This window comes from Prosthecobacter sp. (assembly GCF_044378005.1).
GTDB lineage: Bacteria > Verrucomicrobiota > Verrucomicrobiia > Verrucomicrobiales > Verrucomicrobiaceae > Prosthecobacter.
In genome coordinates, this window is sequence record NZ_JBILYB010000072.1 from 18,535 (window position 1) to 29,815 (window position 11,281).

At 60.9% G+C, this 11,281-nt stretch carries 11 protein-coding genes and 1 pseudogene; 7 read left to right on the forward strand and 5 right to left on the reverse strand.

The window, feature by feature from the left end:
- Positions 1-3: 3 nt before the first annotated feature.
- From truA to AC6FTP_RS14730, 3 genes are read right to left on the reverse strand one after another with little or no spacing between them, the layout of a single operon-like run.
- A complete protein-coding gene (gene truA / locus AC6FTP_RS14720) occupies positions 4-870 on the reverse strand; it encodes a tRNA pseudouridine(38-40) synthase TruA (RefSeq protein ID WP_497207679.1) in 867 nt (288 codons plus the stop codon).
- Positions 845-1,336: a Holliday junction resolvase RuvX gene (gene ruvX / locus AC6FTP_RS14725; protein ID WP_497207680.1), complete on the reverse strand. Its 492-nt coding sequence runs from the start codon at positions 1,334-1,336 to the stop codon at positions 845-847. Before ruvX ends, truA begins: the two co-directional genes overlap by 26 nt.
- 16 nt (positions 1,337-1,352) lie before the next feature.
- Positions 1,353-2,432 carry a mannose-1-phosphate guanylyltransferase gene (locus AC6FTP_RS14730; RefSeq protein ID WP_497207681.1) on the reverse strand — a complete coding sequence of 360 codons (1,080 nt, stop codon included), beginning with the start codon at positions 2,430-2,432 and terminating at the stop codon, positions 1,353-1,355.
- A gap of 81 nt (positions 2,433-2,513) precedes the next feature.
- Between AC6FTP_RS14730 and AC6FTP_RS14735 the strand changes: the two genes are divergently transcribed.
- The 5 genes from AC6FTP_RS14735 (at position 2,514) to panC (ending at position 5,928) form a co-directional block, all read left to right on the forward strand.
- Positions 2,514-2,831: a hypothetical protein gene (locus tag AC6FTP_RS14735; RefSeq protein ID WP_497207682.1), complete on the forward strand. Its 318-nt coding sequence runs from the start codon at positions 2,514-2,516 to the stop codon at positions 2,829-2,831.
- A gap of 42 nt (positions 2,832-2,873) precedes the next feature.
- Positions 2,874-3,248, forward strand: a complete 375-nt coding sequence (locus AC6FTP_RS14740; RefSeq protein WP_497207683.1) for a hypothetical protein — start codon at positions 2,874-2,876, stop codon at positions 3,246-3,248.
- A gap of 99 nt (positions 3,249-3,347) precedes the next feature.
- Entirely contained in the window at positions 3,348-4,241 is an 894-nt protein-coding gene (locus tag AC6FTP_RS14745) for an ABC transporter ATP-binding protein (protein ID WP_497207684.1), read from the forward strand.
- Positions 4,238-5,086, forward strand: a complete 849-nt coding sequence (locus AC6FTP_RS14750; RefSeq protein WP_497207685.1) for an ABC transporter permease — start codon at positions 4,238-4,240, stop codon at positions 5,084-5,086. Before AC6FTP_RS14745 ends, AC6FTP_RS14750 begins: the two co-directional genes overlap by 4 nt.
- On the forward strand, positions 5,083-5,928 hold the full coding sequence (panC, locus tag AC6FTP_RS14755; protein WP_497207686.1) for a pantoate--beta-alanine ligase: 846 nt from the start codon (positions 5,083-5,085) through the stop codon (positions 5,926-5,928). The genes AC6FTP_RS14750 and panC overlap by 4 nt, the downstream gene beginning before the upstream one ends.
- 8 nt (positions 5,929-5,936) lie before the next feature.
- Here panC and trpB read toward each other — a convergent pair whose 3' ends face one another.
- Together trpB and AC6FTP_RS14765 are read right to left on the reverse strand one after the other, a co-directional pair.
- The gene (gene trpB, locus AC6FTP_RS14760; RefSeq protein WP_497207687.1) at positions 5,937-7,160 is read right to left on the reverse strand and encodes a tryptophan synthase subunit beta; all 1,224 of its coding nucleotides are present in this window, start codon (positions 7,158-7,160) and stop codon (positions 5,937-5,939) included.
- Positions 7,161-7,314: 154 nt separating this feature from the next.
- Positions 7,315-8,817, reverse strand: coding sequence for a N,N-dimethylformamidase beta subunit family domain-containing protein (locus tag AC6FTP_RS14765; RefSeq protein ID WP_497207688.1), 1,503 nt, complete (start codon positions 8,815-8,817; stop codon positions 7,315-7,317).
- Positions 8,818-8,858: 41 nt separating this feature from the next.
- On the opposite strand from AC6FTP_RS14765, the gene AC6FTP_RS14770 reads away from it, so the two are divergent.
- Positions 8,859-9,752 (forward strand): metallophosphoesterase, encoded by an 894-nt coding sequence (locus tag AC6FTP_RS14770; protein WP_497207689.1) that lies wholly within the window; start codon positions 8,859-8,861, stop codon positions 9,750-9,752.
- Positions 9,753-9,953: 201 nt separating this feature from the next.
- Positions 9,954-11,281: pseudogene (locus AC6FTP_RS14775) on the forward strand (c-type cytochrome domain-containing protein); the annotation flags it as partial.

The following is an 11,281-nucleotide window of genomic DNA, read 5'->3' on the forward strand; positions in this document are numbered from 1 at the left end:
GCTTTACCGCAGGAGCGGCGGGGTGTCAAAGGCGGCGGCGGGCTCCGGGTAGAGCACGCGGACGAGGTAAAGGCCGCAGGAGGGCGCGGTTTGGTTGCTCTGCGGATCTTGAGGATTGCTCAGCACATCGGCAAACCAGTCCCGTGTGGCGCGTCCGCGCGCGACGTGGACGAGGGTGCCGGTGATCATACGTACCATTTTGTAGAGGAAGCCATTCCCCTCGAACTCGAGCTCGATGACGCCGTCTTTCTCCGTGACTTCAGCGCGATGGATGGTGCGCGTGGTCTTGTGTGGCAGAGAGCGGCGGAGTGTCTCGGGCATATCCCCACGATTGGCGGAGAGGCGGACGAAGTTGTGCGTACCCACGAGCATTTGCGTGCAGTCGCGGAGGAGATCCATGTCAAGCTTCCCATAGACATGCCAGGCGCGGTCGGCCTCAAAGGGGGAAAGCATGGGCTGCTTCCAGAGGCGGTAGCGGTAGATCTTGCCCACGGCATCGAAGCGCGAATGAAAGGTCGGCTCGGGAAAGCTCACCTCGGTGATGCGGATGGTGAGTGGCAGGCAGGCATTCAGCGCGCTGATCCAGGATTCTGGGCTCAGGCGCAGGGACTCCGGCACATCGCAGTGGGCGACTTGGCCGAGCGCATGCACCCCAGCATCAGTTCGGCCACTGCCCTGCACGCTGGTGACGGCGCGGATGGCTTTGAGAAAGGCGGCATTCAGTTCGTCCTGGATGGCGCCACCGCCCTCCTGGCTCTGCCAGCCACGCCAGGGCGTGCCGCAATACGCCACGGTGAGACGCAGGCGCTTGAAGCCCGGAGCGGCACCTCGATTCAGACCGAGCTTACTTTCGACGTCGCTTGGGCTCATCGGTCCATTCCATTTCAAATGCGCTGTCGGGGAGCAGGTAGCCTTCGGGGCCGCGCTGTTGGTTGAGGTATTCCTGTAAAATGACCACGGCGGCGAGCTGATCGACGAGCTGATTCCGCTCGTGCTTGCCCGTGATGCCTGCGCGAGAAAGCGAGGCTTCGGCTTCGACGGAGGAGAGCCGTTCATCGACGAACTCGATGGGCACTTCGTGATCCAGGGCCTTGCCCAGCAGGCTGGCGAATTTCTCCACGCGTCCGGCGGCATCGCCCTTCTGACCATTCATGTGAAATGGCATGCCGATCACGACTTTACCGATCTTCTTCTGCTTCACGATCTGGACGATCTCGTGCTCGGCTCCCGGTCGGGAGTCGATCGTTTTAAAAGGGCTGGCCACGAGCTCCATCTCGTCGCTCAGCGCGAGTCCGATGCGCACAGTGCCGTGGTCGATGGCGAGGATGCGGGGCATGAATTGGGCCTGCCGTTCACTTCAGTTCCTTCGGCAGTTGATCCGCGAGTTTCTTGATGTTCTCCGCGTGAGCCCGGCTGGTGATGAGCAGGGCATCTCCGGCAGAGACGACGATGAGATCCTGTACGCCGAGCAGCGCCACATGCTGGCCAGTCTGCGTGAAGACGAGATTGTTCGCCGCGCCGATCTGGGAGAGCACGCAGTTGTATTGATTGCCGTCGTCGTCGTTTTTCAGGTAACGGCCCACGCTGGTCCAGTTCCCCACGTCATCCCAGTCAAAGGTCGCCTCCACATTCAGCACGCGGGAGGCTCGCTCCATCAGCGCGTAATCGATGCTCAGCTTCGGCAGCTTGGAGAACTGCTTGCTCACTGTGGCGGTAAAGTCCTTCGACCCACGCAGTTCGGAAACAAAGTCCGCCAGCGCCGGGCAGTGGCGGCTCAACTCGCTGAAAATGGCGGGGATCGTCCAGATGAACATGCCAGCATTCCAGGTGAAGGTGCCCTGGCTGATGAAGTGCTCAGCGAGGTCCGGGTTTGGCTTCTCACGGAAGCGCACCACCTCATAGATGCCATTGCCCTCCACACCCGGCAACGAGGCGCGGCGGCCGCGCTCCACGTAGCCGTAGCTCGGGCAGGGCCAGGTCGGCTTGATGCCCACAGTGACCAGCGCATTCCCCGCCTCGGCAGCCTGCATCGCGGTAGTGAGCACGCGCTGAAACTCGGCCCTGTTTTGGATCAAATGATCCGCTGGCAGCACCATCATCGTGGCATTGGGATCACGCGCCACCACCCAGCCGACAGCCAGAGCGATGGCTGGTGCCGTGTCGCGCTTCTCGGGTTCGGCCACGATGTTTTCCTTTGGCAGGTAGGGCAGCAGCGCCCGCACACCGGCCTCCTGCTGCTTGTTGGTCAAAATGAGGATGTTCTCCTTCGGCACGAGCCCTTCGAGACGCTCCACGGTCATCTCCAGCAGGGTCTTGTCGCCAAAAAGCTTGAGCAGTTGCTTCGGCAGTGCATCGCGGCTGATGGGCCAGAATCGTTGGCCGCTGCCGCCAGCGAGGATGAGTGCATATCGGGAGTTCGTCTCGGGGGTCATTACTTCTGATCATGGAAGCTTTCGTGCACAGGGGCAAATTCCACTTTGGAGAATGTGCGGATCTGCTATCGTTTCCTCGTCATGCCTCCTGAAACCACCGCCGAAAGTCGCTACGAAACTTACGCCAACATCATCGCCCCCGCCGCCGCTGGCTGCGCTCTGGGCATCTTGTTTGGCCGTGGCATGAGCCGCAGCTCATCGAACATCATCTCCCTCACCCTCCTAGCCGCCAGCGCCGTCGTGGCAGCCCCGGTCATCACCGACCTCATCGAGCGCACCGCCAACAGCCCCCGCACTGACCGCGGCAGCCGCCGTCGTCTGGACGGTATCCGCACGAACAGCACGGAAGACGAACTGAAAGATTTCTTCGTCGATTCCCCGAATGCCATTCTCCCCTGAGCCGCATCTCTCAACCGTCCATCCCACCTGCCAGCATTCACCATGATCAAATCCATCCTTCTTCTCATCACCACCGCCGCCCTCGTTAGCTGCTCCACGGGTGAAAACGACGGCCGCAAATACGCCTCCAACAACGCCTCCCCCATTGCCGGTAAGATGGGCGTGTCCTACCGCCGCGTGCAGGTGGACAATCCGCCGCCAGCCTCGGACACCCCCGCCCCGCCCAAGACCATCGAGTCTGACGGCCTCCTCGGTGCCCTGACCTCCGACAACAGCAACGATCCTCCCGGCCTTTTGGATCGCAACGCCTCGGTCAACACCGACGAACCCGGAGCCAGCTACTGGATGCACGGCGAGCAGTCCCCGAACCCCGTCGCCAGCAAAATGGGCGTCCGCGTGACCCGCCGGAAAAAATAATCTTTCCCCCGACTTCCAAAAAGGCGCGCTCTCACCCGGCGCGCCTTTTTTATGCCCAAGTCTTGCGGGAAGGTACTCGCACGGCACTGTCAGCCCCACATGGCCCTCATCGAAGTCTCCCACCTCACCAAACGCTGGCGCAATGACCGCCTCGCGCTCGATGACGTGAGCTTCGAGGTCCGCCAGGGCGAGATCCTCGGCCTGCTCGGCCACAACGGCGCTGGCAAGAGCACCATCCTCGGCATCACCCTCGGCATGGTCCGGCCCGATGGCGGCGAGGTGCGCATCTCCGGCCACTCCGTGCAGACGCATCGCGCCGATGCTCTCAGCCAGATCGGCGCGATCTATGAGGCAGCTCACTTTTACGACTACCTCACCGGCTGGCAAAACCTCCGCGTGCTCTGTTCCCTCTCCGGCTGGTGGGATGAGGCAGAGGTGAAGCGCGTGCTCAAGCTCGTGAACCTCGACAAACGCGCGGATCACAAGACCAAAACCTACAGCCACGGCATGAGACAGCGGCTAGCACTCGCTCAGGCCCTGCTGCCGCGCCCGAAGTGCCTCCTGCTCGATGAACCCACCGACGGTCTCGACCCCGAGGGCATCCGCGAGTTCCGCGAGCTCGTGCTCAAACTGCGCGCCGAGTATGGCATGACCATCCTCGTGAATTCTCACCTGCTCGCCGAAGTCGAGCAGATGTGCGACCGCTGCGTGATCCTGAAACAAGGCCGCAAGATGTACGAAGGTATCGTCCCTTCCCAGCAGCGGAAGCAGAGCACCTTTCATCTACAAACGCGTGACATGGCGAAAGCCCGTGAACTGGTCCGCACAGCCGGAGCCACCATCGATCCCGTGACCAACCTCATCGATCTGCCACCGCACATCGTCGGGCATGAACTGCTCCGCCAGATCGTCGAAGCCGGTGTGCGCGTGGACTCCTGGCAGGCGCACAAACCCACGCTGGAAGAATTTTACCTCGGAATGACTGGCGCATGATCCTCTTCTTCCACCAATGGCAGAGCGAACTGCTCAAACTCTTCGCACGCCGCCGAACCTACATTGGCTTCGTCGCCTTCCTCGCGCTGGAGCTCGTCATCTGGCTGCTCTTCGAGTTCCTGAATGGCGAAAAGCGCCTCGCATGGCTCATCGCACGACAGGGGCAGGCCTTCGAGCAATATGATTCCGCCCTCACGCTCGCCTTCATCATCATCGGCCTCTCCGTTCTGCTGCTCGGAGCCATCTACCTCGCGCTCGTGGCGGGCGACATCGTGGCGAAGGAAAACGAAGACGGCCACTACCGGCTCCTGCTCGTGCGGCCCATCAGCCGCGTGCGACTGCTCTTCATCAAATACCTGAGCTGCACCTGTTACACACTTCTGCTGATCCAGTTCATCGTCTGGACCTCCTTCCTGCTCGGCCTCATTCTCAAAGGCTGGGGCGGTGGCTTCTTCGTCGCCGTCCTCGATCCACCCATCCTCGAATTCTACCCCTGGGGCGAGGGCCTGGAACGCTTCTTCGTCAGCACGCTGCTCATCTCCTTCAGCATGACCATCGTCAGCAGCATCGCGTTCTTCTTTTCCTGCCTGCCCATGAAACCCGCCGCCGCCACCATCGGCGCGCTGAGCTACTTTTTGATCGACCGCATCGTGCGCGAGACCGGATTCATGGACAACTACGACCAGTTCCTGCTCACCAAGCACATCAGCACCTGGGCGCTCGCGCTGAAGACCACCGTCCCCTGGCCCGTGATCGCCCGCAGCTTCACCGTCATCGCCGCCGTGAATGCCAGCCTCTTCATCCTAGGCGCCGCCTTCTTCCAAGCCCGCGACTTGAAATCATGACCCTGATCGAAACCGTTTCCGATCTCCGCGCCTGGCGCAAAACCGCCGGACACGTCGTCTTCGTGCCCACCATGGGCGCATTGCATGAAGGCCACGCCACTCTTGTGCGCGAAGCTCGCCTACTCGCTGGCCAAGACGCCCGAGTCGCCGCCAGCATCTTCGTGAATCCACTCCAGTTCGGCCCGAACGAAGACTTCGACCGCTACCCGCGCACGCTCGAAGCTGACATGGCCATGTGTGAAGCCGCCGGAGCCGACATGATCTTCGCCCCCGCCGTGCGTGAGGTTTATCACGCCGACCGCAGCATCAAGATCCTCGAAACCAGTCTCTCGAACGTCCTCTGCGGAGCCAGCCGCCCCGGGCACTTCGACGGCGTCTGCACCGTCGTGGCGAAACTCTTCAACCTCGTCCAGCCGGATGAAGCCGTGTTTGGAAAAAAGGACTACCAGCAGCTCGCCATCATCCGCCGCCTTGTCCGCGATCTAGACATTCCTGTCGTCATCCATGGCATCGAGACCGTCCGCGAGCCCGACGGCCTCGCCATGAGTTCACGCAACCGCTACCTCAGCCCTGAAGAGCGCGCCGAGTCCCCTGCCCTGCGCCAGGCGCTCGTCGCTGCTCGTAAAGCCTGGCTTGGCGGAGTCACCGGCACCTCCCGCCTTCTTTCGCTCATGCGCACCCACCTCGCCGAGCACGCCAGACTAGGTCGCGAGGACTACATCGCCCTCGTCGATCAAGAAACGCTCCAGCCCCTCGACATCGCCCGAAACCACAGCCTCATCGCGTTAGCGGTGTGGTTCGGGAAAGCGCGGTTGATTGATAATATCGAGCTGAGTCGGTGAAGGCAGACCTAGAACTTGAGCTCCTCTTTGAAAATCATCCGCGCGGCTTGGGCCACGTCTTTGTCACCGCGACCGGAGAGGTTCACGATGATGATTTGATCCTTGCCCATCTTCGGCGCGACTTTCGTCACTTCGGCGATGGCGTGGCTGCTTTCGAGGGCGGGGATGATGCCTTCGATTTGTGACAGCTCCTGGAAGCCAGCCAGCGCTTCGTCGTCGGTGGCGTAGTGATACTCGACGCGGTTCATTTCATGCAGCCAGGCGTGCTCGGGGCCGATGGCAGCGTAGTCGAGACCGGCGCTGACACTGTGGGTGAGCTCGATCTGGCCGTCTTCATTGGCGAGCAGCCAGGTCTTCGTGCCTTGGAGCACCCCGAGGCGTCCGCCTTGGAAACGTGCAGCGTGGCGCTCGGGCACGATGCCGTCGCCTCCAGCTTCGACGCCGATCATGCGAACGTTGGCGTCATTGAGGAAAGGATGGAAAAGGCCGATTGAGTTGCTGCCGCCGCCGACACAGGCGACGAGCAGGTCGGGCAGGCGTTCCTCGCGTTCGAGAATCTGCTGGCGTGCCTCGACACCGATGATGCGGTGGAAGTCGCGCACCATCATCGGGAAGGGATGCGAACCGAGCGCGCTGCCGAGGATGTAATGCGTGCTGCGGACGTTCGTCACCCAGTCGCGCATGGCTTCATTGACGGCTTCTTTCAAAGTGGCCTGCCCAGCGGTGACGGCGACGACTTTGGCCCCAAGAAACTTCATGCGGGCCACATTCAAAGCCTGACGAGCCATGTCCACGGCACCCATGTAGATCGTGCAGTCGAGCCCAAAGCGGGCGCACACAGTCGCTGTGGCCACGCCGTGCTGACCAGCTCCGGTTTCGGCGATGATGCGCTGCTTGCCGAGACGCAGGGCGAGCAGGGCCTGGCCGAGGGCATTGTTGATCTTGTGAGCGCCGGTGTGGAGCAAATCTTCACGCTTCAGGTAAATGCGGGCACCACCGAGCTTTTCGGTCCAGCGCTCGGCAAAATAAAGCGGCGTCGGCCGGCCGACATATTCGTGGAGGAGACGATTCAGCTCCGTCTGGAACATCGGGTCCGCTTTGGCGCGCTCGTATTCCTCGGAGAGTTCATTCAGCGCGGCCATGAGCGTTTCCGGCACAAACATGCCTCCGTAGCGGCCGAAGTGGCCGTGTTTGTCGGGCATCACAGGGAGGGGAGCAGCGGTGGCAGTCATGGAAGGGGCGGGCAGAGTAGGAGGAATACGCCGGAAGGCAACGCGCAGTCGGCTCTTCCTCACGTCTTACCCAAGGCTTACGCACCAAAACCGCTGAAAATGTATTGGGCGGATGATTTCGGGATGGCCGACGTTGGAGGTAAAACCGCCAGTTTCACCCGATCGCTCGCTTCAATGCATTCGCGGTGATGCGCTGCACGCGTTCATCGGGACCATGCGGCCGCGAATAGTGGCTCCAGGGGACCATGTGGCCGGGAGGATCGCTCAAGCCCTGGCTCCAAAAGATGGTGGTGGCGTTGAAGACGATGTTCTTTTTCGGGCCTTCGAAAACGGTGGCGGCGTATTTGCCGAGGCGCACGCCGCTGGCCCACACGTTGCCTTCGGCGATGACTTCGAGACCTGCGCGGGCGGTGTCGGGATCGCCATGGAATTCCCAGCCGACGAGGCCGGGGATGCTGTCTCCTTTCTTCATGCCGGTGCCTTCGAAAAGCCAGTGATCCGGCTTCACACAGGTCCAATCACCGCCGCCGTTGAAGGGCACGATGGTGCGTGCACCGATGATGTCGCGCTCGTCGGGGCCGGCGTTTTCAAAGGGACCGAGTACCTTCGAGTAGGCCTCTTTTTCCTCCTCACGAAACTCGCCGAAGCAGGTCTCGCGGGTGAGGCGGCGATTCGGATCGCCTTTGGCATTCGGGGTGAACGGCGTGACCATGTACACGTCGTTGGCAGAGAGCCAGAGCACGCTGAGTCCGTCGGCGATGGCCTGCTTAACGTTGTGAAACTGTCTCACATCCCAGTATTCGTCGTGACCTATGCTGATCATGGTTTTGGCACGCGCGAGATTGGCGGGTTCGAGATTATCGACGTTCGAGCAGTAGGTGACATCGTAGCCTTCCTTCTCCAGCCAGTAGCACAGCGGGTATTCCCAAAGCAAAAACTCGCCACTGCCCATGCTCTGTGGGTTGTCGAAGATCTGCACATACTTGCCATAGGGGCGATCAAAGCTGCAACTGACACCCGGCGCATGAGCGGCACGCGGATCGGTGTACATTGATTCATTCACAGGCCAGCGGTTGTAAGCCTGCCAGGTGTTGTCGCTGCACTGGAAGAGGATGTCGGCGGGGCGGTCGTCTTTGACGATGAAGATGACGTAGCTCTGCCAGTAAGGCTTGTCGGCAGCCTCGGGTATGGTGGAAAGGCGTCCAAGATACACGCCACTGGGCCAGTCGGCGGGAATCGTAAGCGTGGTGGAGGTCTCCCACTGGCATTCGCGCAGGCGTTTGTCGCCCATCTCGGGCACGGGCTGCTCTTTGCCCTCGAAGGGTCCGAGCGTGGCCATCGAACGTGAACCTGCGCCATCGTAATAGCCCATGCGGAAGATCTCGATGGTGAACTTCGAGACGGGTTTCGTGCTGACGAAGATGTCGAGCTTCTCGCCCGCCTTCACTGACTGGCGCGAGCAATAGCCTTCGATGAGCGAGGTGCGGTAGGACTTCGCACTGTCCGGCATCATGCGCGTGAGCTGGAAGCTTGCACCGGCCTTGGCGTTCTCGGCTTTGATGAGATCGGGCTGACGCGATGCCGCGCTGACGTTGGTGCGCACGCTGGTAGCAATCGCGGCGGCAGTGCTGGTCTTGAGGAAGTCTCGGCGGTCCATGATGGAGCAATACGAGACGGAACCTGCGCGTATAGCAGCCCATGCCGATTCATCTCACCTCACGCCGCCAGTTCATCACTCAGCTCGGAGCTGCTGCGGCTTTATCGAATGTAGAAAGCATCGCCGCTGAGGTGGATGAGAGCTTGATCGCGATCCTCAACGACACTCACATCGGCGCGCAGCATCCAGCCAGTGCCTCGATCCCGACGAACCTGCGAAACACGATCTCTTATTTACTGGCCCTGCCGAAGCGGCCTGCGGCGGTGATCATCAATGGAGACCTGGCTTTGAAAGATGGGAAGCGCGGCGACTACGAGCACTTCGCGAAGCTCATCTCACCTCTGCGTGATGCGGGTGTGCCGCTGCATCTGACCATGGGCAATCACGATGATCGGGCGGTGTTTTATGAAGTGCTGAAGAGTGACAAACCGGAGTCGCCCGCCGTGGAATCGAAGCATGTCGGCGTTGTGAAGCTCGCTGGAGCGAATCTCTTCCTGCTGGATTCGCTGAAGGCCACCATGGTTACGCAGGGGCTCATCGGCGAGGCGCAGATGACCTGGCTGACGAAGCTGCTCGATGCCCATTCGGACAAGCCCGCGTTGCTCTTTGCCCACCACAATCCGCGTCTCGGTGGTGATCCGCTGCACTTCCCCGGTGGGCTGGAAGACTCAGAGACTCTCTGGCAGGAACTCGTAAAGCGTCCACAGGTGAAAGCCTACATCCACGGGCACATCCATCATCGCGACTTCAACGCGCACGAGGGCATCCACATCCTGAACACGCCTGCGACATCGTATGTGGCGGACAAGAAGACCTCCACCACGGGATGGATGATGGCGAGGCTCAGCGCCGCTGGTGGCAGTTTCACCACACACACTCATCTCGCCGATCATGACTGGAATGGCCTCATGGTTGACCTGAAGTGGCGCAAGTAAATGGCAGGAGGTGATGGCGTCATCCAGACCCTTGCTCGCAGGAATCCAGTCGTAACGTGGTGATTAAGTCTGGCACAGACTTCGCCACCATGGGTAAAGCAGCCATCAACGGCCCGACACGGACAGCCTCTGTGAATCCTTCAAATCCAAAGCGGCATCGTCCATTTAGAATCTGGGAATCTTGGCGTAATCATCCAGACCATGAACCGCTTTCTTTCCTGCCTGCTCGTCTGCCTTCTGGCCGGAGCCTCCCACGCCCAAACCGCGACGGCACCCGCGAAGCCAGCCCAAACTAAAAAAGCCGCCGCCAAGCCAGCGATGGTTGCGAAGCCAGAACTCACGCGCACCACGCCACGCGCCGCGCACATCGGTGGTGAGATGCTCGTGACACTGGCGGGCAAGAACTTCACCGAAGACATGTCTGCGATGGCCTCGCATCCGGGAATCAAAGTGCAGCTCGCCAAGAACTCGATCAAAGCGACGAGCACACGGTTGAAGATCACCGCCAGCAACGAGGTGCCACGCGGCGCTTATGATGTGTGGCTCAAAAGCCCCGGCGGTGAATCCGCGAAGCTGAAAGTGTATGCCGATGAACTCGTGCCCACCGTCACGAAGGCGGCGGATTTCAAAGCTGCACCAGTCGTTGTCGCCAAATTGCCCGCGAGCCTGTGGGGCACGCTCACGGAGATCGGCCAGCACGACGCGTATCGTTTTACCGCAAAGGCGGGCGAGGAACTCGTGCTCGATCTCGCCGTCGCACAGGTCGGCAGTACGGCAAAATCGCCCACGCTGGAGATCATGGACACGAACCGCACCGTCCTTGCCGTGAATCGCGGCCTCGACAGCGGCAGCGATCCTTTCCTCGCGTGGAAAGCACCCGCCGATGGCGATTATATCGTGCTCGTGAGCAACACAACGATGGATGGCAGCGCCGATCATGCATATCGCCTCACCATCGGCGCACTGCCGTATGTCACCGCGTGGTCGCCGCTCGCCGCGCAGGTGGGTCAGGACACGAAAGTCACACTCATCGGCCATCATCTCGGCGACAAAGCCGGCGTGATGATGAAGCCCGACAAAGAAAGCCTGATGAATGTGCCGCTCGATGCGAAGACGCTGCGCTTCCGCTCGATGCCGGTGCTGCGCGTGAGTGGATTGGCCCAGGTTAGCGAAGTCGAAGGCAACGACGAGATCGCAAAGGCCCAAGTCGTTACATTGCCCGTTACTGTGAATGGCATGCTCGCCAAATCGAAAGCCGCCGACACCGACCACTTCGCTTTCGATGCGAAGAAAGGCCAGACGTGGATCATCGAGACTCTCGCTGCCCAAGCCGGTTCTCCTGCCGACACGAAGCTCGACATTCTCGACGCGAAAGGCCAGCCGGTGCCGCGTGTGATGCTCCAGGCCGTGCGCGACAGCTACAACAACTTCCGCAGTGTCGATGCCAACAACCCGGACATCCGCCTGCAAAACTGGGAGGAGATGGAGCTCAATGAGTATGTCTGGTTCAACGGCGATGTGATGAAGAT